General features: G+C 37.5%; 17 protein-coding genes. 4 read left to right on the top strand and 13 right to left on the bottom strand.

Going from position 1 to position 24576, the window contains the following annotated elements; genetic code table 11:
- Positions 1-67 precede the first annotated feature (67 nt).
- Together ESZ26_RS10835 and ESZ26_RS10830 are read right to left on the bottom strand one after the other, a co-directional pair.
- Positions 68-1225, bottom strand: coding sequence for an iron-containing alcohol dehydrogenase (locus tag ESZ26_RS10835; RefSeq protein WP_146799641.1), 1158 nt, complete (start codon positions 1223-1225; stop codon positions 68-70).
- Between the two features lie 76 nt (positions 1226-1301).
- Positions 1302-1988 carry a type 1 glutamine amidotransferase domain-containing protein gene (locus tag ESZ26_RS10830; protein ID WP_146799640.1) on the bottom strand — a complete coding sequence of 229 codons (687 nt, stop codon included), beginning with the start codon at positions 1986-1988 and terminating at the stop codon, positions 1302-1304.
- Between the two features lie 179 nt (positions 1989-2167).
- Between ESZ26_RS10830 and ESZ26_RS10825 the strand changes: the two genes are divergently transcribed.
- From ESZ26_RS10825 to yfaE, 4 genes are all read left to right on the top strand, one after another.
- The gene (locus ESZ26_RS10825; protein WP_146799639.1) at positions 2168-3079 is read left to right on the top strand and encodes a LysR family transcriptional regulator; all 912 of its coding nucleotides are present in this window, start codon (positions 2168-2170) and stop codon (positions 3077-3079) included.
- A gap of 575 nt (positions 3080-3654) precedes the next feature.
- A complete protein-coding gene (nrdA, locus tag ESZ26_RS10820; protein WP_146799638.1) occupies positions 3655-5928 on the top strand; it encodes a class 1a ribonucleoside-diphosphate reductase subunit alpha in 2274 nt (757 codons plus the stop codon).
- A 129-nt stretch (positions 5929-6057) separates the two neighbouring features.
- The gene (gene nrdB, locus ESZ26_RS10815; protein ID WP_146799637.1) at positions 6058-7188 is read left to right on the top strand and encodes a class Ia ribonucleoside-diphosphate reductase subunit beta; all 1131 of its coding nucleotides are present in this window, start codon (positions 6058-6060) and stop codon (positions 7186-7188) included.
- A gap of 100 nt (positions 7189-7288) precedes the next feature.
- On the top strand, positions 7289-7582 hold the full coding sequence (yfaE, locus tag ESZ26_RS10810; RefSeq protein ID WP_146799676.1) for a class I ribonucleotide reductase maintenance protein YfaE: 294 nt from the start codon (positions 7289-7291) through the stop codon (positions 7580-7582).
- 97 nt (positions 7583-7679) lie between these two features.
- Here yfaE and ESZ26_RS10805 read toward each other — a convergent pair whose 3' ends face one another.
- From ESZ26_RS10805 to ESZ26_RS10755, 11 genes are all read right to left on the bottom strand, one after another.
- Positions 7680-8993 carry a diguanylate cyclase gene (locus ESZ26_RS10805; RefSeq protein WP_146799636.1) on the bottom strand — a complete coding sequence of 438 codons (1314 nt, stop codon included), beginning with the start codon at positions 8991-8993 and terminating at the stop codon, positions 7680-7682.
- A 27-nt stretch (positions 8994-9020) separates the two neighbouring features.
- Positions 9021-12965 carry a response regulator gene (locus ESZ26_RS10800; protein WP_146799635.1) on the bottom strand — a complete coding sequence of 1315 codons (3945 nt, stop codon included), beginning with the start codon at positions 12963-12965 and terminating at the stop codon, positions 9021-9023.
- A 473-nt stretch (positions 12966-13438) separates the two neighbouring features.
- Positions 13439-16024, bottom strand: coding sequence for a hybrid sensor histidine kinase/response regulator (locus ESZ26_RS10795; protein WP_146799634.1), 2586 nt, complete (start codon positions 16022-16024; stop codon positions 13439-13441).
- Positions 16021-17181, bottom strand: a complete 1161-nt coding sequence (locus ESZ26_RS10790) for a response regulator (RefSeq protein WP_146799633.1) — start codon at positions 17179-17181, stop codon at positions 16021-16023. The genes ESZ26_RS10795 and ESZ26_RS10790 overlap by 4 nt, the downstream gene beginning before the upstream one ends.
- A 46-nt stretch (positions 17182-17227) precedes the next feature.
- Complete coding sequence (locus ESZ26_RS10785) at positions 17228-18151, bottom strand: GGDEF domain-containing protein (RefSeq protein ID WP_146799632.1); 924 nt, start codon at positions 18149-18151, stop codon at positions 17228-17230.
- 44 nt (positions 18152-18195) lie between these two features.
- A complete protein-coding gene (locus ESZ26_RS10780; RefSeq protein ID WP_223271615.1) occupies positions 18196-19923 on the bottom strand; it encodes an ATP-binding SpoIIE family protein phosphatase in 1728 nt (575 codons plus the stop codon).
- 9 nt (positions 19924-19932) lie between these two features.
- Positions 19933-20241, bottom strand: a complete 309-nt coding sequence (locus tag ESZ26_RS10775; RefSeq protein WP_146799631.1) for an STAS domain-containing protein — start codon at positions 20239-20241, stop codon at positions 19933-19935.
- A gap of 22 nt (positions 20242-20263) precedes the next feature.
- Positions 20264-21463, bottom strand: a complete 1200-nt coding sequence (locus ESZ26_RS10770; RefSeq protein ID WP_170246361.1) for a methyl-accepting chemotaxis protein — start codon at positions 21461-21463, stop codon at positions 20264-20266.
- On the bottom strand, positions 21453-22538 hold the full coding sequence (locus tag ESZ26_RS10765) for a protein-glutamate methylesterase/protein-glutamine glutaminase (protein WP_146799629.1): 1086 nt from the start codon (positions 22536-22538) through the stop codon (positions 21453-21455). The genes ESZ26_RS10770 and ESZ26_RS10765 overlap by 11 nt, the downstream gene beginning before the upstream one ends.
- A gap of 492 nt (positions 22539-23030) precedes the next feature.
- A complete protein-coding gene (gene cheD / locus ESZ26_RS10760; protein WP_146799628.1) occupies positions 23031-23696 on the bottom strand; it encodes a chemoreceptor glutamine deamidase CheD in 666 nt (221 codons plus the stop codon).
- Positions 23697-23724: 28 nt separating this feature from the next.
- Positions 23725-24570: a CheR family methyltransferase gene (locus tag ESZ26_RS10755; RefSeq protein WP_146799627.1), complete on the bottom strand. Its 846-nt coding sequence runs from the start codon at positions 24568-24570 to the stop codon at positions 23725-23727.
- Positions 24571-24576: the final 6 nt, after the last annotated feature.

The following is a 24576-nucleotide window of genomic DNA, read 5'->3' as shown; positions in this document are numbered from 1 at the left end:
TAACGTTGCCTTTATCAATAAGAGTCATCGCGTGTTAACTTTTAACACGCGATTAGCTCTATTTATATTACAATGCTTGCGTTAATATTTCACGGCTTATTGCTAAAGTAATATCACTGTTTTCGCCCAGTGCTGTCATGCCATGTTGCTCTAATCGTGCGACAAGGGAATCAATATCAGCACTACCAAGATCAACGTGAGATAAGCGCGTTGGTACCTGCATTGTTTGAAAAAACTCTTCTGTTAGACGAATAGCTTGGTCGATACGAGCATTATCATCACCTTCAGTTATCTGCCAAACACGTGTTGCATATTGCAGTAGTTTTTCACGTTTTTGCTCACGACGTACTTTCATCACGGCAGGTAAAACAATCGATAAGGTGCGAGCGTGGTCAATACCAAAGGCACCTGTTAATTCATGGCCTATCATATGTGTTGACCAATCTTGTGGTACACCAGCGCCAATAAGGCCGTTTAGTGCCATAGTCGCCGACCACATAATATTTGCTCTAACATCTAAGTCATCTTTAGTTGCTGGGGCTAAGGCTTTGGGTCCTTCTTCAATTAAAGTTTGTAATAAACCTTCACTGAACCTGTCTTGTACTTTGCCATTAACGCTGTAAGTTAAATACTGTTCAATGGTATGAATAAAAGCATCAACAACACCATTACCAATTTGACGGTCTGATAATGAGAAGGTCACACTTGGGTCTAACACCGCAAATAATGGACGCACTAAAGGGCTAGAAAACGGCAGTTTATTACCGTCTCGTGTTACCACAGAATTACCATTACTTTCTGAGCCTGTGGCCGGCAAGGTTAATACCGCGCCAATCGGTAATGCTTGAGTGAACGCTTGCTGTTTAGCAAGAATATCCCAAGGGTCATCACCTTCAAATAATGCCGCTGCGGCAATAAATTTCGCGCCATCGACAACAGAGCCACCACCAACGGCAAGTAAATAATCAATCTTTTCAGCTTTAATGATCGTTTGCGCTTTCATTAAAGTGTCGTAAGTTGGATTGGGTTCAATGCCCGAAAATTCAAAGTAAGTATGTTCTTTAAGCGCATCAATAACTTGCTGATAAACACCATTACCTTTGATTGAACCACCACCGTAAACAACCAGTACTCTTGCATCTACTGGTATTTCTTTTGAAATGGTTTGAATTTCTCCCGGGCCAAAATTAATTTTAGTTGGGTTTTGAAAATTAAAATTTAACATTTATATGTCCTTAAAGGTAAAGCGTTAAATCGATTAGCTAAACAGGTTAGCTAATCGAATTGTCTGTTCTAAGTACCTATGCTGAAAGGTGAGTTAATAATTTTTCAGCGGCTAATGCCGAACTAGCAGGGTTTTGACCAGTAATAATAAGACCATCTTGGACTGCAAATGCATGCCAATCTTGAGCCTTTTGGTATTCGCCACCACGTTTGATCAGTTCATCTTCTACTAAAAATGGCACAACTTCTGTTAATTGCACAGCTTCTTCTTCACTGTTAGTAAAACCGGTTACGGCTTTGCCTTTAACAGCAAATTCACCAGATGGTTGTTTAACATTTAACAAAGCCGCACTCGCATGACAAACTGTTGCAACAGCTTTTCCGGCGTTTAGAAAGTTTTCAATTAAGGTAATTGAGTCAGTATTGTCGGTAAGGTCCCATAATGGGCCGTGACCACCAGGATAAAATACTGCATCAAAATCAGCTTCATTAACAGTAGCTAATATTAGTGTATTAGCGATTTTAGCTTGTGCTTCGCTGTCTGCATCGTAACGGTCTGTCGCAGCTGTTTGAAAGTCTTCAAGTGTGCTGGTTGGGTCTATTGGTGCTTGTCCACCTTTAGGTGTTGCTAAAGTAACTTCGACACCCGCATCGATAAAGGCATAATAAGGGGCGGCAAATTCTTCAACCCAAAAACCGGTCTTTTGGCCGGTGTTACCAAGCTCATCATGTGAAGTAAGTACCATTAATATTTGTTTAGTCATTATCATTCATCCATTTGGTTATATAAGTGAGTTTAGGTGTTTGTTTATTCTATGGTGCTAGTATATGCCTAAGAAAGAACATGAACAATGCAGATAAAACTGACATCATTGTATCAATAATTGATACAATGATTAACAAAGTAAATTATTAGCGGGTTATTACCTCAATAGGTGCTGTTATGGATATCTCATTTGAACAACTCAAAAGTATGGTTGTTTTCGCTCAAGTCATTGAACAAGGTAGCTTAAGTGCAGCCGCTAAACATTTAGGGCTCTCTAGAGCAGTAGTAAGCTACCATTTGAAGAAGCTTGAAGCGCAGCTCGAAGTAAAGTTACTTAATCGTTCAACACGTGCTATTAATCTTACCGAAGCCGGTCAAGCCTATTATGAACGCTGTCGAATTATTGCTGAGCAAGCCAGTGCCGCTAATCAGCAAATTGAAAATTTCAAAAATGAACCTATTGGCTTACTGAAAATAACCTGCCCGGTAAATGTTGGCTTACAGACGGTTGTGCCCGCGCTCAACGAATTTAAAAAGATCTACCCCAAAATAGCACTCGATGTCATGTTAACTGACGAGGTGGTTAATATCATGAAAGAGGGTATCGATTTAGCGATTCGCGGTGCCCCCTTACCTGACTCTGGTTTACAAGCCACTAAACTGGCGACCTTACAAACATGCCTGTGTGGCGCACCTGAATATTTTCTGCAATTTGGTCGCCCGACTAAACCGGCTGATTTAAGCGATCACCAATGGGTTATCTATAAATTAACCTCAGGGGTGTTAACCCTGACTAAGGGCAGTCGATCGTTCAGTGTCACCACAAAAGGTAGTATTAGTACCAATAACGCGGCTGCACGTACCGCCTTTGTTGAGGCAGGACATGGTCTGGGCCGTATTCCTATTTACGATGCTTGGCCAAAAATAAAAGCAGGTACCTTAGAAACAGTGCTAGATGATTATACCTTTAGCGATATTAATGTCTTTGGGGTTTTCCCGCCAGGTACGGCCAATTCTAAAAAGCTACGCTTATTACTTAACTTTTTGAAAGAGTATTTCACCAGCCAAAGTATAATAAAAAAACAATAACCCAGTTTATTAGCTAATATATTGCTTAACGAACTTAGCGTTATTAATACCTAGGCATGACTGGTGAATAAAGTTTAGACAAGTTGTCATATTTCCGCTAAAGCAAACAGTCATATCAGCATTATCGTTCAATTAGTGCTCGCCCTGCTCAAAAAAAAGCAAGATGTTGTTTTTATTAGAAATTAAATTTTAGCTAACAAAAACAGCCGATAAACAGGTAATTTTATTTTAAAATAAATTATCCGCTAAAATTAGTTAAAATAAACGTTGCGTTTTTGTAATATCAAAAATAAAAAGCACTACTAAGTTAGTCGTTACTAACTGAACTTTTACTCTAAAGAAAGTTATTAAAAACTGTGTAGTTTATCACTTGCAAAAACAACCAAACCTCATTATCTTGTGATCAGTTTTTAGAAAACCCCTACATATAGTGTATTTGTTGTTCAGACGATTTTTTGTGCTGTTCTAAGTTTTAGGGGAGATATAATACTGATAAGTGTTCACTTAACGTGTTTTTAATGAACAACGTTAGGTAAATAAAGCGACCAGCATAATTAATAAATGACAGGCTTTTCATGACTAATAATCTTTTTGTAAGTAAGCGTAATGGCAAAAAAGAACTCATCGATTTAGAAAAAATTCATAAAGTTATCACTTGGGCTGCAAAAGACCTTGATAACGTTTCGGTGTCACAAGTTGAGTTGAAATCTCATATTCAATTCTACGACGGGATCAAGACTGCTGATATTCATGAAACTATCATTAAAGCTGCCGCTGACCTTATTTCAGAAGAGACACCTGATTATCAGTATTTATCAGCACGCTTAGCTATTTTTCACTTACGTAAAAAAGCCTACGGCCAATTTGAGCCACCTAAACTATTTTCTCACGTTGTTAGTATGGTAGAAAATGGTAAATACGATGAGCACCTTTTAGCTGATTATAGCGAAGCCGAGTTTGAACAAATGGAAAAATTCCTTGTTCACTCTCGCGATTTAGACTTTAGTTACGCCGCAGTAAAACAATTAGAAGGTAAATACCTTGTTCAAAATCGGGTAACGGGTGAGATTTACGAAAGTGCTCAGTTTTTATATATTTTAGTCGCCGCTTGTTTATTTGCTAAATACCCTGTTGAAACGCGCTTAAAATATGTTGAAGGTTTTTATAACGCTATTTCAACCTTCAAAATATCGTTACCTACACCGATTATGGCAGGGGTACGTACACCTACTCGTCAGTTTTCATCGTGTGTATTAATTGAATGTGGTGACAGCTTAGATTCAATAAACGCCGCTTCTAGCTCTATTGTTAAATATGTTTCACAACGAGCAGGTATTGGCATCAATGCTGGCCGTATTCGCGCTTTAGGTAGTTCAATACGTAATGGTGAAGCCTTTCATACCGGTTGTATTCCGTTTTTTAAGCATTTTCAAACGGCTGTTAAAAGTTGTTCACAAGGTGGTGTTCGAGGCGGCGCAGCGACATTATTCTATCCACTTTGGCATTTAGAAGTTGAAAGCTTACTGGTCCTTAAAAATAACCGAGGCGTTGAAGAAAACCGTGTCCGTCATTTAGATTACGGTGTGCAATTCAATAAGCTTATGTACACACGTTTAATTAAAGGCGAGTCTATTACTCTCTTTAGTCCAAGCGATGTACCTGGCCTTTACGATGCATTTTTTGAAGACCAAGAGAAATTTGAAGCTTTGTATGTGAAATATGAAGCTGATGACTCAATTCGTAAAAAATGTATTAAAGCTATTGAGTTATTTACTTTATTTGCTCAAGAGCGTGCCAGCACAGGTCGAATTTATTTACAAAATGTCGATCACTGTAATACACATAGCCCATTTGATCCTCAACAAGCACCGATACGCCAAAGTAATTTGTGTTTAGAGATTGCGCTACCGACCCAGCCAATGAATGATATTAATGATCCAAATGGCGAAATAGCCCTTTGTACCTTGTCAGCCTTTAACTTAGGCGCAATAGAAAGCTTAGATGAATTAGAAGGTTTATCAGATCTTGCTGTTCGAGCGCTTGATAGTTTACTCGATTACCAAAACTACCCAATGCCAGCGGCTTATAATGCCACTATAGGCAGAAGAACATTGGGTATAGGCGTAATAAACTACGCTTATTACTTAGCTAAAAACGGCGTATATTATTCAAACGGAAGTGCCAATAATTTAACTCACCGTACTTTTGAAGCCATTCAATTTAATTTATTAAAAGCATCAAATGAATTAGCAAAAGAAAAAGGCGCTTGTCCGAAATTTAATGAGACACGTTTATCGCAAGGTATTTTACCGATTGATACTTATAAAAAGACCATTGACGACATTACCGGCGAACCCCTGCATCTTGACTGGGAAGGTTTGCGCGAAAGTATTAAGAAGCATGGCGTAAGAAATTCAACGGTTTCAGCGTTAATGCCATCTGAAACTTCATCACAAATTTCAAATGCCACCAATGGAATTGAACCACCACGAGGTTTAATCAGTATAAAGGCTAGTAAAGATGGTGTTTTAAAGCAGGTTGTCCCTGAGTATCAAAGATTAAAGGATAACTACGAGTTACTTTGGAATATTCCAAATAATGAAGGCTACTTGCAACTAGTGGGTATCATGCAGAAGTTTATCGACCAAACGATTTCTGCAAATACTAACTACGATCCTGCCCGCTTTGACGGCGGAAAAGTACCCGTAAAGCAAATTTTGAAAGATATTTTAACCGCTTATAAATTAGGCGTTAAAACCATGTATTACCATAACACCCGTGATGGTGCGTCTGAGAATATGCTCGGATTAGAAGAAGAAGACTGTGAAGGCGGCGCATGTAAAATTTAATTGTGCGCACAAACAAAGCTTCATTGTTTTTTTAGCAATGGAGCTTCTAGCATACCGGTCATAAATATAATTTTAAAAAAATTTCGATAACAGGCACTGACCATCATGCGTGTTATCAAGGAGAAATAGATGTCCTACACCACGTTTAATCAAGTTCCTAATAATGCGTTACTCGAGCCAATGTTTCTAGGTAACAGTGTCAATGTCTCGCGATATGATCAACAACGTTTTATTGCTTTTGAAAAACTCATTGAAAAACAGTTATCGTTTTTCTGGCGTCCTGAAGAAGTTGATGTCTCTAAAGATAGATCTGACTGGCAGAGTTTAACGCCTTCAGAAAAACATATCTTTATTTCCAACCTAAAATATCAAACCTTACTTGATTCGATGGCGGCTCGCTCGGTAAATGCTGTGTTTTTACCTCTTGTTTCATTGCCAGAAGTAGAAACATGGGTCGAGACATGGGCTTTTAGTGAAACCATTCATTCTCGCTCTTACACGCATATTTTGAGAAATTTGTTTTCAGATCCGAGTGAGATTTTTGATGATATCGTAGTTAATCCAGCTATTTTAAAACGCGCCTCAAGTATCGCTAAATACTTTGATTCTGTGATCATCACCACACAACTGCTTCAGTCTCAGGGAGAAGGCTCATACGAAGTAGACGGCGAGATGATTGAAGTATCAACACGCAAGCTCAAAGAACGTTTATATCTTGCTGTTTGTTCAGTTAACGCCTTAGAAGCTATTCGATTTTATGTCAGCTTTGCCTGTTCATTTGCTTTTGCCGAGCGTGAATTATTAGAAGGTAATGCTAAGATTATTAAGCTTATTGCCCGTGATGAAGCTTTGCATTTAACCGGTACTCAACATATTTTAAATAACTGGTTATCTGGCAGAGATGATCCTGAAATGAAAATCATTGCTCAAGAAATGAAAGAGCAAGGCTTACAGATATTTCTTGATGTTGTTGAACAAGAAAAAGAATGGGCCCAGTACCTATTCAAAGACGGCTCTATGATTGGCTTAAATGCGGCAATATTAAATCAATATATTGAGTACATCAGTAATCAACGCTTAACCGCTATTGGTTTTGATGCCCCCTTTGATATAAAAAGTAATCCTCTGCCATGGATGAATGCTTACTTAGTATCAGACAATGTTCAAGTCGCGCCACAAGAAACTGAAATATCAAGTTACTTAGTTGGTCAAGTTGACTCCTCTGTATCAAGTGATGACTTTGATGGCTTCGACCTTTAATGGTTTTAACCTTTAAATAAAGAACCTATTATCATGCTTTCTTATCACATCATTAGCACATTTTGCCAGTAAGCCTTTTTAAATGAAAAGTGCTAATGATATGGCTATTCGCCAGCAAAAATTGCCTGAGGATAATCAACCTCACCGTATTTGTGTTGATAATAAGACCATTACTTTTCAAGCCAATGATAAAAACTTGCTTGACTGTTTAGAGAAGGCTAATGTAGAAGTGCATTATCATTGTCGTGATGGTTTTTGTGGGGCGTGTCGAGTCACCTTAGTTGAGGGTGAAATTTACTACCCTCAAGGAGAGCCCCTGGCTTTTATTGGCGATGGTGAAATACTCTCTTGCTGTTGTGTACCTAGGAGTGACATTACACTTATTGTTGAGTGACTTGCTGTTAAGATTCTTACTGGCTTTTAAACATCCCTAAATAGCGCAGATTAGATTTTGAGCGACAAATACACCGGTCTCTCAACACCAATAACACTTATAATTGTGCGCTTAATCTAACTTCAATACCGCCTAAAACCTTAACTAACTCCGCAGCAACCGGTTGATACAATTGCTGATAGCGCGCTTTGTCTTCAAGACTTACTGCATCATCTAATGCTTTGGTCAATTCAAACAGCTGCATGGCACCGACAGAGCAAGAAACGCCCTTTAAGGTATGTACTAAGTGCTTACAGGCCGGTTGATCATCACTACTGATCGCTTGTTGAATCTTTTCGCTGTCTTTTGAATGGTCTTCATAAAACATCACCAATATTTCAGCGAAAAGGTCTTCATCGCCGAGCACATTACCGATACCAATATCAGCATCAATACCTGGGTATTCATCTTCACTGATTTCGGGTGATTCATCGACAATATCATCAGCGATAACAGCATTAATTTCTTGATAAAGTTTCACTTGATTTCGACCACTATGCTTTGCTTGATATAGGCTAAGATCCGCCTCTTTTAACAAGCCCTCTAAGCTCATCTCATCGCCCCTGCCCAATGACAAACCGATACTTACCGTCACAGATACCTTTGCATCTTTGCTATCATCAACCTGTATTTCACTACGTGCGACTCTCTCTCTTAAGCGTTCACAGGCAATAAGGGCATTTTCTGCTGAGGTATTTGCCATACATATCGCAAATTCTTCACCACCAACGCGACCAATAATATCATTATCTCGAAAACAGTCACAGATGATATCAGCAAATTCAACTAAGACTTTATCTCCGGCATCATGGCCATAATTATCGTTAACGGCTTTAAAAAAATCTATATCGAGCATCGCCACAGCAAGCGGATGATTGCTGCGCTTTGCTTGGCTAATCGCTTTACTGGCTAAGTCTTCAAAAGCGCCTCTATTACGAATACCAGTTAAAAAATCTGTTTTAGCCAGAGACTCTAGCTCTAAAGTTTTTTCTAAAAGCCGCAGAGAGGTTCGTATTCTCGCCAACAATACTTTTGGGATATAAGGTTTAGTGACGTAATCATCCGCGCCAAATTCTAAAGCAGCAACGATTTGATCTTCATCATCTGAAGCCGACAACATAATCACCGGCGTATTGAAAATAATAGGATGAGCTTTTAATTTGTGCAGCATCTCTAAACCTGAAATACCTGGCATATACATATCTAATAAAATGAGATCTATCGATTGCTCTTCTAAAACTTCTAAGGCTTGTTCGCCTGATTCTGCGGTAAACACCTGATAACCTTCTTCGCCTAAATCAAACTCTAACAGCATGAGCGTATCTTTAGCGTCATCCACAGCAAGAATGTTATATTTTTTCTTAGTATCCATCGCTTATCATCCTTACAGGCTCATTGATCATATTTTAGTAGTTAAAAATTTTTGTAACGTGTCAATTAACAAGTCATATTCCCTTGTTAAATCATTTTGTAACGACAACATCTCGCCGCTACTTTCTATTCTAGCCGATTGTTCAATATGGCGTGTTAATTTTCCAAGATTAATCCCGCCCAAGTTTTTGGAGGAACCGGTAATCTTGTGTGCTAATGCAATAATATCATTAAACAACTCATTTTCCATCGCTGAAATCAACTCATTTTTAAGGGCGGGCATATCCTCAATAAATAAAGTGATGAGTTGTTTACTTAACTTGTCATTATTTCTAATGCGCTTTAAAAAACCAGCTTTATCCCAAATGATATCTTCATTTGTCTTTGAACGGCTATCCTCGGCAGTATCGCCAGTGTCACTCTCAGTAACAAGCTCTGTAATCGCTACAATGTTATCATCAGAATCGGCTGCGAAAGTATCTATCCCGACCCAAGTCGATATCTTTTTAAGTAAAATATCAGTATCTACTGGTTTGCTCGCATAATCACTCATACCTGCCGCTAAACATTTTTCTTTATCACCTTTCATTGCATTGGCCGTCATCGCAATAATAGGAATATTACGATGAACAACACCAGCCTCTCCTGCTCGTATTGCTCTTGTCGCGTCGTAGCCATCCATTTCAGGCATTTGACAGTCCATAATAATAATTTGATAAGGAGCATCTTCTGGTGAGATATTCAAAGCAGCCAGGGCTTCGATCCCATTGCCAGCAACATCTGCTGATAAGCCGATATTAGCAAGTACACCTAGAATAACAACTTGGTTAATACGGTTGTCTTCGACCAATAAAATACGGGTATTTTTGGCAATTACCCGATTAGCGCTCGGATGTTTTAATTTATGCACATTATGTTGGGTAACAAAGGGTTTATTCAAATTCAAAGATCCCTCGTCGTCTAAGACAATGGTTAACGTATCAAATAAATCTGCGGTTGTTGCTGGCTTTGGAAAGTACGCCGAAAAACCAAGTTGTTCAAAAAAGTTAGTATCTCCACTATCACTCATTGATGTCATCATAATAAGTTTAGTTTGTTGAGTATGTCGATGCACCTTTAAGCGTTTACCTAAAGTAACACCGTCCATGCCAGGCATTTGCATATCAAGTATTGCCGCATCAAAAAAGCCTGCAGGGTGATTAACAACCTGCTCAAGAGCAGTAAAACCATCTTGCGCTTCGGTAACCTCTGCGCCCCAAATAGCTAACTGCCCTTTTAGCACGGCTAAATTTGTTGCATTATCATCAACGATGAGTATTTGCTTCCCTTTAATGTCGACCTGAGGCATTACCTTTTGAGAATTTTCACTTTCGTTAAGTAGTATGGTAAAGGTAAACGCACTGCCCTGACCTTCGGTACTTGTTACTGTGATATCCCCTGACATAAGTTGGGCTAATTGTTTAACAATGGCCAGTCCTAATCCCGTCCCCCCATATTTACGTGTCGTAGAAGCATCTACTTGCGTGAAAGAGTCAAACAAGGCGGTCATTTTACTTTCGGGAATACCAATCCCGGTATCTGAAATAGTGCATATTAATTGCAGCTGATGTTGATGTTTTTTAATCGACGCCTTGATAAGGACTTCACCAGACTCGGTAAATTTTATTGAATTACTGACTAAATTTGACAGTATTTGTCGTAAACGACTAGGATCGCCTCTCACTAATGATTGCTCTACACCACAAACATCCAGTATCAGTTCCAAGCCTTTTTCTTGCGCTTTTATCGCCATCGACTCAGCAAAGTCGCCAAGTTGGCTACGAATATCAAAATCAAGTATTTCGAGCTCCAGTTTTCCAGCTTCTATTTTTGAAAAGTCCAAAATATCATTAATTAAGGATAATAAAGATTGCGCGCTTGAACTGGCTAGTTGTAAATGATGTGCTTGTTGTTTATCGATGTTACCTTGTTGAAGTAAACCTAACATCCCTAAAACGCCATTCATCGGGGTACGTATCTCATGACTCATACTGGCAAGAAACTGCGAACGCAACAGCAGAGCCTGCTCAGCCATATCTAAAGCGTTTTGCTTTAAAGTACGTAAGTTTCGTTGCTCGGTTATGTCACGATGGGTTCCCACCACTCTGAAATTATTTTGGTTTTTATCACTAACGACTTGGGTGTGTGTTTCAATATATCGAGTAGTTAGATCGGGCAAAGTAATTCTATACTCAAAGTTGAGTGCAATACCCTTCTTAACTTCACGGATAAACTGTTCTTCAACAAATTTAAGGTCGTCAATGTGTATGGCTGCTCGCCAAATTTTTTCTGTCGGTACTGTTGAGTCTTTATCACAGCCAAATAACTCGTACATTCGGCTGTCCCAGTGGCTTACCCCGCTTTGAATATCATAATCCCAGACACCTATTTTGGGCGCTGATAAAGCAAAATTTAAACGCCATGCCATATCTTCGGCTTTTTCAACACTACGTACTCTTTCTGCTGCTAATAACTTATTTTCAGTGATATCACGTATCAGTCCTGTAAAAACAACATCACCAGAGACATTTACTTTGCTGACACTTAAATGCATAAAGAACTTTTCGCCATTTTTTCTCATCGCAGTCAGTTCAAGTGCTCGGCCTTTAACGTCACTTGAACTACGTTGTAAAAACTTTTGAAATTCATCCGCTTGGTTAATAGTATTATCTATCGGTACCAAAAATAATGCGTTCTTTCCAATAACTTCACTGGTTTGATAACCAAATATTTTTTCCGCAGCATGATTAAAAGCGATAATATAGCCTTTGTCGTCAATATTTATAACACCATCCGCGATTGAATTTAAAATAGAATAAAGCTTGGCTAAAGCATCTTCTGCACGCATTGTTTCACTTTTTTGCACAATCGATTTTTGTTCTATTTGCATTAATAAATTTTGAAAGCTTCTCGCTAAAGCACCAATTTCATCATTTTCTTGCACCGGTAACTGACCAATTACGCCCTGTTCTTCATATTGAGCGACACTGTTAGTCATCAACAACAGAGCACGTGTTATCCGCTTTGATGCCATAACACACAAAACCAAACTTAACACGGCGAGTATAAAACTAAAGAATATTGCTCGCGTTCTCATTCGCTCTAATGATTGCAAATAAATATTACTTTTGTTTTCAATAACCAAATGCAAAGGGTTTAATTGGCCAAATCCGGTAAACTGCACAGTAGAGTAATAGGCTAATTTATTGTCAACCTCTATCTCTTTATCCTGCAAAAATTCATCAATAGTGGCTGTTGAGGAAAAAAGAGCGCTCAGCGACGGAAATTTTTCAATAATATTGATATTATTTTTATCAATTTTTTGATCAACTGGAAAATAAATAAAATCTCCCGCTGAATTAGCAAGGTAAAAAGTAACCTTTTCTAAGGCATTTTCCTTAAGCCGCTCAATAAATAATGAAAAATCAACTTCTATGGTTATTGAGCCAAAAAGTTCGTTATCGGCAGTGTAAATAGGAGTACCAATAAACAAAGAACTTTGTAACGGCCTGCCCTGAATACCTTTTTGATAAGATATTTCTGAAAAGTATACCTCTCCTTGTTCTACTAACAAGGCCGCCTTTAATGAATCTAGCGTTATATTCTGACTTGATTGCTCAAAGGGGATAACCTTCACTTGCTCGTTTTTATTGTCGACACTGATTATACTGCGAACATTATTCTCTGTTGCTAGGTAACTTATATTTTTATAAATGGGTTTATTCTTGATAAATTCTTTGAATATCCCCTGTAATTTTTGCCGCCATAATAGGTTCTGTTCATCATCAGACTTGCTTGATTCAATAATACCCTGTATTGACGCGGTCTTACTGAGGAAGATTGAGTCGTTAGCACTTTCTCGATAAAAATAGGCAATTAATGGTCTTACAATTTTACTTTTAATGTTGAGCTCATCAAAAGCTTGCTCTTTCACTAACTGCTGACTTTCAATATAAAATACCGTACCGACCGCAAAAGCAATAAGGAGTGATAAAGAAAAACCGGCAAATGGAATTTTAAATGCTAATGAGCTAAAGACTTTTCCGATAGAGAAGTTTTTTTTGTCTTTAGCGAATAGCTGCTCAGTATGATGATGTGCTTTACTATCGCCATTATTATGTAAATGATTATTTTTGATAAGTGCTACTTCTCTTTATGGTGAATCAATTCATGCCTGATAAAAATATTGCCTGAAGCAATGTTTTTTTTGAGAAAATGCTAAATATTCAAGTGACTATCAAATAACATACTAGAACCAAAGCCTATATGCAATTGTGATACAGCAACGACAATAAGAATAATGAGTAAACCATAGGTTATTACTGAAGATTTATGAAAAATATCGCTAATAAAAAACTAACCGGCAAGTAAGCAGCTAAACGTCATCGCATATATTTAAGCTCAAATTTAATTGTTTTCAATTAAAAAATTCGCTAATTCTTTTGAGTTAAAAGGTTTTCGTAAGACCGGGTAATTCCATTGTTTATCTTCCTCGGCAATATAACCACTGATTGAGAAAATACGAATATCGGGGAACTTTGCTTTCACCAACTCTGCCGCCTCTCGACCTGAAATGTCGGGTAAAATCATATCTGTAATAAAAATATCAAAAGGTTGCTCAGTCGCTAAGATGTTAATTAAATCAACTTTATTGTCAGTATGTTGAGTTTTAACGCCTTCATTTTCTAAATACAAAGAGACAAATTCAGCAATACTTATCTCATCATCCAAAATAAGTACGCGCTTTCCTTTCATATTTAATTGGCTTTTAGTCGCTATAGGAGCTTTTATTGGTGGATTTTTTAAAACCCGGCACTTGAAGACCAAAGTGAAGTGCGCGCCACCTAAACTGCCATGCCCTTCAACTTGTATATGACCATTATGTTTATATATCGTGCTATAAACATTCGCTAAACCAATACCGTTACCTTTATTAACTGATTTACTGCTATAAAAGGGATCAAACACTTTAGTCAAATTACTTTGCTCAATACCTACACCGCTATCTTTTACATGAATTTCTAAATTTTGCTCCTTATTAAGGTTAGCAGATATTTCTATCTGTCCAATCAAGCCTCTTTCGCGGATCGCATCTTGAGAATTTAACACTAAGTTGAGCAATATATTAATAAATTCACCTTGAGGAAACTTTATTTCACAGCATACTTCATTGGTGTTGATGCGAAAATCTATGGTCGAAAGTAACAATTGTTTAAAAAGGTATTGGTTATCAATAATATCTTGTATCGGGTCAAAGCGGACCATTTTAATGGTGGGTTTACGGGTAAAAGCTAATAAACGTTCGGTAACACTTTTACCTTTATCGATCGCATTTTTGACTCGCTCAATATAGGTTGAAATATCTCGTTCACCTTGGGCGAATTTAATCTCTAACATTTCGGTCGCCCCTAACGCAACGCCTAGTACATTATTGATGTCATGTGAAACATTACCAAAAGTATTACCCAGTAAAGCGAGTCGATTACTGATCAGTTGTTGTTGGTCTTTACGAAATTGCTCGGTAACGTTTTCGACAATCCAAATAAAGATGCCTTCATCAGCTTCATACGTTACCGATAAATCAAAAACACTATTGTATTGATCAAAACTAATATGCGTTTCTTTAAGTTGACCACACGCTTTCGCTTTACGTTTAAAAGCAAGATAGTCGGTAATACTGAAATTAATATAATTAAAAAGCACTGAACTACTATCGGCAGTGTTTGGTGTTAAATCTTGATAAACAACATTATCTTTGTCATCAATAAAAAAAACCGGCACCTTTATCGTGTAATTGACCATGGCGAGTAATTTTAATTTTTCAAAAATAGTTTCAGATTGAGTAATATCTTTAAATACGCCAAAAATACCAACAACGTCACCCGCTGTATTCAGTTCGACCTCACCAACACACTCCACCTTGATTTTTTTGCCCTGTTGATTTTTTATCGCACTTTTAAAGTAGAAGCCTTGTTTATTGGCAATCGCATTATCTACATAATTTCGTACCTTAGCCTGCTCTTCTACAAGATAAAAATCTAAGGCCGTATTTACCTTTGGTCGATAATTGGTAGGGTCTACACCATGAATTTTATAAAGCTCTGTTGACCAATACAAGGTATTCTCAATACAATCTAGTCGCCAATGTCCTGATTTATTTAAACTTTCAGCTAACAATAGGTAGTTATTTCTTTCTTTTAGCTTTTCAACTAATTGGTGTTGCGCGGTAATATCTTTTACCGAGCCAAACATTTTATAGGCGAGTTCACCCTTATATTCCATAATTTTACCAAAAACAGTTAACCACTTTGTTGCGCCTTGCTCTGTAGTGATTGACAGCGTTAGATCTATACAGGGTATTTCTCCGAGACAATGTGCTTTAGCTTGACGGTTAAGACTGGCTAAATCTTCTTGTTTTAACGATTTTTCACAAAAAGAAAGCGGCCCTAAAAATGATTCTGCATGGTAGCCCAGCATAGCCATAACTTGTGCGGAATAAAGTAGGGTTCCTTCCATGATATTCCATTCCCAAAAAGCTTCTTCTATGCTGTTTAATATTTTATGGGTATGCTTTGATAATGTTAAAGATTCTATGTTATGTGGCAGGTACGCTTGCTCATTAATGGTCTTATCGTCGTTACTAATCTTTAAAAGTGAATCCATAAGATAGGCGATATAACCGTCTGCAACTTCGCTTATTTTTATCGTACAATTGAGCAGCTCTTTTGATTTACTCAATAAAACAACATTTCTGACGCCCGACATAACATCTGAACCACGTTGGTAGTTATCACGAAATTTCACATGCGCATCAGTAAATTTATCGGGCAAGAGTATTTCTATGGGTTGCCCTTTAATTTCCGCTAAGCAATAACCAGAAAACCTTTCTGCCCAACCATTACAACCAGTAATAATACCTTGATGATCTAGTTGAATAACCGAAAAAGGAATACTATTAATCGGTACCATTAAATCGTCAGAGTCAGCGTTCAAAAGAGTTCATCCTCATCATCAAAAACAACAGTTTCTTCTGCTTGTTGCTGATTAAGGACTTCAAGTTCATCGACACTGGCTAAGGCACCATCAAGTAAGTCGGTAACTTCTAGAAAATTGATATCATCTTGTGAATGTTTTTTTAAGGCACCATGAACCAAGTTAGTTAAATATTGCTCTTGTTCATCTGACATTTCTAAGACATGGAAGCTCATACCGATGTTGGTGACAATTTCATTCATCACTTCTTGTTGATGGTGCTTAGAGATAGCAATCATATTCTTGGTGGTAGAAACAGCTTGCTGAATTTTACTTTGTACCTGTACCAAGGAGTTTTTGTAGGTAATAAAAGCAATACGGGCGCCAATACATTCAATCACAGAAGCTAAAGCATCAATATATATATCGGTGTCAATCGCGCCATCCTCTAGATTCAAAATAAGGATTGAGCACAATGGATGATTAAAAATAGTTCTAGAGCTAAAGCGGTATAACCTAGGTTTTACTTTTAATAGCTTCATGACATCAATTTCGACAGGAGAACAAAAACCGTTTTTAGAACTAAAGAACAACGGCTTTTCGTTAATAGGATAAAAAGCAATACAGCCGTGTAAATTCATTGTGTAAAGAAACGAAAATACTTCATCTCTAATTTTCTCTAAGGTAAAACAATGATTAAGCCGAGAGGTTAGCTGCATACAGCTACCATATTTAGAGGCTTGTGCCATAGAAACATTGATCACTCGGTCTTTTGAACTGATTTCTGTTTCAAAGCTGTGAATCTTATCTTGGTAAGAAATAAGCTTTTTAAGTTTTTTATCCAATGCTAATAAAGAAATAGGTTTTGCAAGAAAATCATCTGCGCCACATTCTAAACCTTTAAGTACGGCATCTTCGGTTGCGAGGCCAGAATACAAGACAAAAGAAGTTGCAACGGTATGTTGTTCAACGTTACGTTTTATCCATTGCGAACCTTTATCTGCACCAATATTTTCATCAACTAAGGCTATGTCAAAAAGTTCATTATCACTGACTAACCTATCCGCGTCGTTAAGATTAGTCGCGCACTTCACGTCAAAACCATCGGCTAATGCTTCATGAAGCAGTTCAAGATAATCTTGGTCATCATCAATAATTAACAAACGGGGTTTAGGCATAATAATTCCTTTTTTTATGAGATTTCAACCTTAATTAAGGCAGTTGTTAAGCATTTTCTTGAAAGACACTAGAGCGATTACGCCCTTGCTTTTTTGCTTGATACAAAGCGATATCCGCTTGTTTTATTAGTTCACTTGCATTGGCGACCTGATCAGCTGCGGTTGTTGTAGCAATACCAATACTGACCGTCACATAAGGAAATACCGATGAATATTCATGTTTTATTTTTTGACTTAATAACGCCAAACTTAACTCTTTTGCTTTAAATCTAGCGCCCTCAACTGGCGTAAAAGGCAACACAACAATAAACTCTTCACCTCCATAGCGAGCTAATGAGTCCGTGGCTCGATTAAGGGTTTCATTAAACGTATTGGCAACCTGCACTAAAAATTTATCGCCTTGTGGGTGGCCATAGTTGTCGTTATAAGGTTTAAAAAAATCAATATCTATCATCAATATTGATAATTCTCCTACTTGGCGCTCATTACTTTGCCAAGCGCTAGCGAGCACTTCCTCTAACCCTCTTCGGTTAAGTATATGCGTTAGCGGGTCGATACTACTGAGTATTTCTAGTTGTTTATTTGCGCGTTCAAGTGCACCTTTCATTTTGGCAATACGTTCCATCGCTCTTAATTTTGCGCTTAAAATCACTTGTTTTATTGGTTTTGTTAAATAATCATCGGCACCGGCATCGATACCTTTGGTTAAATACTCTTCACTGTCGTTAGAGCTAAGAAAGATAATAGGAAACCATTGCGGATATTCCTTTCTCATCATTTTTGTTAAGGCAAAACCATCTACTTCTGGCATTTCTATATCCATGAGCACCAAATCTATGCTTTCTTTATTTAATGCCGCCATTGCCTGTACATGACCATTTGCGGCTACGGCAATATGACCACTGTCAATGATCATTGCACTAACGACTTCTCTGATAAACTTATTATCATCCACAACTAAAATGTTCACATTAATGCCTTATACATTGGTAATAAATTAAAATATTGATGTTCTTACGATGCCCATACATAAGATGCTTCGACCACTTTACCATTATCTTGAAAATCTAAGCTGTCACACAGCTGCTCAACTAACTCTATACCACGACCGCTTAGCTCTAGTTTATTTGTTGGCTTATTTACTCTTTTCTCGTAGTATTTTTTTATATCAAATCCTTGACCACTATCTTGTATTTTAATCATCACTCGTCCACCTTTTAATAGTGGGTAATGACTTATTTGTAAGTCAATAAAGCCATGTTCTAAATTTCCCAAGCGCAGTTCTCGTTCTTTATAATATTGAGAAAAACCGTCCGCATTCGCTTTTAAGTTTGAGCTTAACCCTAGGACACCATGGTCGAGAGCATTGACAAATAATTCGGTGAGTATGCTGTATAAACTTTGCCAATGATCGGCATGACCCTCTATTTCATTGATTTGGTTCATTGCCATAGGGATTGGATTTATAGAGGCTAAACGCTTACCACTTAGTGTTAACTGCCAATGCCAGGCGGGATCTTTTGAAATATAAATATCGTCGAGCTGATCAGCTGAAATATTAGTTATGCCCTGACTGGCAACCAGAATGTGTTCCCAACCACCGCAAGGAATATCAATTAAGGAAATGTCATCTTCTTGTGGCATAGCTTGGCAAAAATCATTAACCGCCTTAAGCACACTTTCACTGACCGTATGATTAATAACACCATGGATCGCCGCCTGCTCGAATCGGTCAAAATCAAACATTTCACCTTGTTCATTTCTCGCTTCAACAATACCATCGCTGATCAAAACCATACGGTCGCTTTCTTCAATACCATATATGGTTAACTTGCTATCAGGTAACAGCTTAGGAAGTACACCTATCGGTGGATGGCTTGATGATATCTGATGTTTTATTTTTCCTTGCTCTGAAAATAAATAAGCGTCAGGTAAACCGGCATTAAAAACATAAACAGATTTATCGTGACTAGAAATACTGGCAAAACCTGCAGCTAAAAACAAATCGGCAGGTAGCAGGTTATAAAGTTTCTGGTTAATTTGGTTAATAATTTCAAATAATGAAAAACCTTTTTTGGTCATTGCGCGAAATGTTTCAGCTAAGGGAATAGCACCAATAGATGAGCGTAAGCCGTGACCAGTAAAATCACCTAGCATGACATTAACATCGCCATTAGGCGATAAAGCGGTAAGTTGAATATCACCACTAAATAATGCTGCCGGTCGCTTAATAATACCAATGCGGTCAAGCGAAAAATTTCTTGCTTCAATAACACCCGACATTAATTGCTCAGCAAGCTCAGCGTCTTTTTGTTGCTCTTGTTGCAAGATTTTAACTTGGCCGTATAAATCACTAATTCGTTGAATTGATTTTATTTTAGCTTTAAAAACTTCGGGAGAAAATGGCCGGACAAGAATGCCATCACCACCGGCATCGACACACTCAATAAAGGCTTTATCCGTGTCCATGCTGGTAATAAAAATCAGTGGGCACAGGCTATTATCTTGCGATAAACTTTTAATTTTTCTTGCTGCTTCATAGCCGTTCATAATGGGCATATTTATGTCCATTAATACTAAGTCAGGCTTGTATTTAACATACATTGCCACGCCACGTGCGCCATCATTAGCCGTAAAAACCCGATAACCTTGCTCTTTTAATAAGACACTTAACACCTTGCACTGCATGGCAGAGTCATCGACAACTAGTGCTAATTTAACATCATTTTTTTCAGCTAACACCACTGTAACCTATAATTCTATTGTTAATAGACGATGAAATTGTGCGATTTCTAAAATTTTATTGACTGACTCACTTGGCTTACTAATCACCACTTTTCCTGAATAATTTTCTGCATGGTCTTTCAGTAATAAGATCATACCTAAAGCAGAGCTATCCATATAGGTGGTTTTTGATAAGCATATTGTAAACATCGAATTTTTTTCTTTACAATTAATATAAGCATCTCGAAAGTGTTGATGTAAAGAAAAATCAAATCTGCCATCAATACTAATTTCTATATTTTTTTTATCTTCAGATACTTGCTTTATAACATTCATAATCGTTCCTAGTATTTAAAAATCAAAACAACTCAATATCACCTTCATCCATAGATGATTGAGAAACGCTGCGCTGCTCATTTTGATAGTGAGATTGGTCAATCAGCCGCTGGCATTGATGTTGTAAGGTTTGTAACTCTTGGTTAGTATTACTATTATCTGATTCAAATTCCATTAAAATTTGATTCAGTGCTGTAATAGTTTCAGTATTATTTTTAAGTGTTGAAAGTGCTTGCCGCGTTAAGTCTTCAAACTGTAATGCCCGTATCCCCATTGCCACTGTTTCAGCAATTTTTGGCGATAAACCAGCGAGTTCTTCAACAATGACATTAGTTTGTAAATTAGACTCACCGACATGTTCAACCATAACACTGACTCTACTTTTAGCTTCCAGTGTGGCGGTCATATCGGCTGAAGCCATTGTCTGTACAGAGCTCCTTAGCTTATTAATAATATTTTGTGCTGAAGATATTTCTTCTCTAATATTATTATTAAGTTCAGTGGAATTAACTGATAATGCCCTGACTTCATTGGCCACTACGGCAAAGCCTCTTCCTGCATCTCCGGCTCTCGCTGCTTCTATGGCAGCATTAAGTGCTAATAAATTAGTTTGACTGGCTAAACTTTCAACTTGTCCCAATAAGTTGAAAATACCGTCGAGCTGTTTACTCATTTCATCGGTAAATGACATTGCCTCTAAACTTTGTTTACTGGTGGTAATAATCACCTGTACAAAGTCATCTAAAGTCTCACTCGAGTCATGAACAAAAGATTCGATGGTGGTACCTTCTTCATCGACAGCACCTCGATGATTACCAATAGCCGTATTGAGCATGACTTGTTGTTCATCACTTAAGCTTTTTAAATATTTAAAACTATCTGCAATACCTGTTGTAGCCTCTTGTATTAAGGTACTCGCTCGATCAACTTCGGTATCAACTATGGTCATTTGCTGGCTAAGTAAACTAGCGATTTTTGTCAGGGTTATTTTAATTTCTTGTTCGTTGCTATTTTCATTTCGTACCTTACTATTTTTAGTATCATTTGCCATTAATGTTATCAAAGAAGCGTTATGATTTTGATATAACATAGTCAAGACAATCGACAGGAGTAACGCCAGCGTAATTGATAAATAACTCATTTGAAAAAATAAAAGATCAATCAGTATTACGCCAACAATAACAAGTCCAGACCTTAATAGTAGTATCGGCTTATTTTTCATAAAGAGCCTCTTTAATCGCCTTTCTATCAAGTGCAGCATGACCTAAAACTTCCTTAGATATATTGACTAATGAGCACTCTTTTACCTGAGCATTTAACGCATGAGCACTGCCTGGCATCCCCCAAATTAAACTACTCGCCTTATCTTGGATAATCGTCATCGCACCGGCATTTTTTAAATTTAATAAACCTTTTGCGCCATCTTTGCCCATACCCGTTAATAATATCGCTTGGACATTGTTAGCTACTGGGATTAATGAGTTAAATAAAACATCAACCGCAGGCTTATGCCGGTTGACATCAGGTGAGTCTTCTAAGAGACAAAAAAGTGCTCCCCCTTTACTTTCTACTTTAAGATGAAGATTACCTGGTGCAATATAAACATTACCGTCTTTAATTTTTTGCCCATGTCTAGCTTCTTGCACATGAACAGCACAGCATTCATCCATTCGTTGTGCATATCTTGCACTGAATGTTTTCGGAATATGTAAAGTAATAATCACGGGGGGAGAATTACTTGGCAAGGTAGTAAGAATAGCTTTTATGGCTTCAGTGCCTCCTGTTGATGCACCGATAGCCACTAAATGATTTGAGCGTTGACAACCTTTAAAGGGTAAAAGGCTAACCGCTGAGGGTTTTGTTAGCGCGCTGTTAAGTTGGTAATTTTTATTATCCACTGTTGCAGAAAATTTTATTTTTCTTAACAAGGTTTCTTTGAAGCTAGATTTATTGGCAATCAAGGCTTCAAAACTAGGTTTTGCAATAAAATCAATAGCCCCTATTTCCAAAGCTTGTAGCGTTATATCAGCTCCTTTAGTGGTTAATGTTGATAACATCACCACTGGCATAGGGTGTAGTCGCATTAAATTTTTTAAAAAGGTAATACCGTCCATCTTTGGCATTTCGATATCTAAAGTGAGTACATCAGGGTTTAGTTTTTTAATTTGCTCGCGCGCAACAATCGGATCTTTAGCTTCGCCAACGACTTCAATTTCAGGGTCATATTTTAAAACCTCATGAACAACCGCTCGAATAACGGAAGAATCATCGATAATCAACACTTTAATTGGTTTCATATAACTAACATCCTAAACGCCATAGTTATGGCTAATAACACTAAAATAATTCTACATCACCTTCAACAGGGGCTTGGTCAATACGATTTCATTGGTTGCTTATAACTAATATCCTAAACGCCATAGTTATGGCTAATAAAACTAAAATAATTCTACATCACCTTCAACAGGGGCTTGGTCAATACGATTTCAATAATCGACGCTTTCATTGGCTGCTTATAACTAATATCCTAAACGCCATAGTTATGGCTAATAAAACTAAAGTAATTCTACATCACCTTCAACGGCAGCTTGGTCAATACGATTTCAATAATCGACGCTTTCATTGGTTGCTTATAACTAATATCCTAAACGCCATAGTTATGGCTAATAACACTAAAATAATTCTACATCACCTTCAACAGGGGCTTGGTCAATACGATTTCAATAATCGACGCTTTCATTGGTTGCTTATAACTAACATCCTAAACGCCATAGTTATGGCTAATAACACTAAAATAATTCTACATCACCTTCAACAGGGGCTTGGTCAATACGATTTCTGTACGCACTTTCTCGACGCGCAATAGTATCGTTATGTAAATTATCAATAGTCTTGACAAAAGCTCGGCCACTGATTGGTTCAAACAAAACTTTGCGAGGGAAAAAAGAACCTAAGTCTGAACCTTCGACGGGGATCCCCTCGTCAGCAAGATATTTCATCACAAAGCTAATATTTCTCTCGCCAATATCAGACATGTGTTTTAAGACTTTACCACCACCAAACACCTTAGCGCGTAAATTTACTTTTCGACCGCCATTTTTTAAAATCATATTAATGAGATGTTCCATAGCAAAGTTGCCATAACGTGTCGCATCAGATGCCATGCCTCGTTGCCCCCAATCGACCTCATGCGCTTCTTTATCGGTTAGCGGTAACATAAAATGATTCATACCACCTATGCCACTATGCTCATCCCAAATACAGGCTGAAATACAAGATCCTAGTGTAGTCGCTATAGCAACATTATCGCGGGTCATATAAAACTCACCAGGGAGAATTTTAGCGATCACTTGTGCTCTTTTTGTGTCCCAATAATGGTTTATATGGGCAAATTCAGGTAAACATTGCTTTAAGCATTGCTCAACATAAATATTATCCTGTCGATTTAAAACCATAATTATTTATTCACTTATTATAGAACGGCTAAAATGCTTTTCTAAAGATGGTACGCCCAACACTTTCAAAATATTGTTGATATTGACCTAAATTTTCACTGTGCCCGAGAATAAGTAAACCGCCCGGTGCTAACATTTCATAATAACGAGCAAATAATTCTTGCTGAGTTTTTTTATCAAAATATATAATCACGTTTCGGCAAAAAATAATGTCAAACGGCCCTTTCATTGGCCAGTCATGTAATAAATTCAATTTTTTAAAGGTAATAAGTGCTTGTAACTGTTTATCTACTTTTACTTTACTGGCGTTAATACCAATACCTTTGGTAAAATATTTTTCTTTCAATTTCCTCGGCACATCTTCTATACGGCGTTCATCATAAGTCCCTTTTTTCCCCGCAGCTAAGACGTTACTATCAATATCTGTCGCGAGTATTTTTACATCCCATTGGCTTAATTGGCTTTTCATGGCTTCAAGTACAGTAATAGCAATGCTGTAAGGCTCTTCTCCGGTAGAGCTTGCAGAGGACCAAATTCGTAAGCGTTTATGATGCGACAAACGATTACCGAGTAACGTAGGTAATTCATGTTCCGTCATGTAATCAAAGTGATGTTGCTCACGAAAAAAACTGGTTAAGTTCGTGGTAATCGCATTAATAAAGTAATCTTGCTCTTTTTCAGCATCTGCCTTTAATAAGTCACAATAAGCCGTAAATGAGGCAAGTTTACGTTCACGAATAATACGAGTAAGCCGACGATATACCATCTCTTTTTTGCTGGCATTGAGCACAATGCCAGCCGTGTCATAAACAAATTGACAAAGAAAGTTAAAGTTATCGCTACTTAATTGAAACGCTTTATCACGCTCTGTCATTTATAA

The organism is Colwellia hornerae (assembly GCF_007954355.1).
GTDB lineage: Bacteria > Pseudomonadota > Gammaproteobacteria > Enterobacterales > Alteromonadaceae > Colwellia_A > Colwellia_A hornerae.
Note: the sequence above shows the minus strand (reverse complement) of the source record. Positions and strands in the feature narration are given on the sequence as shown.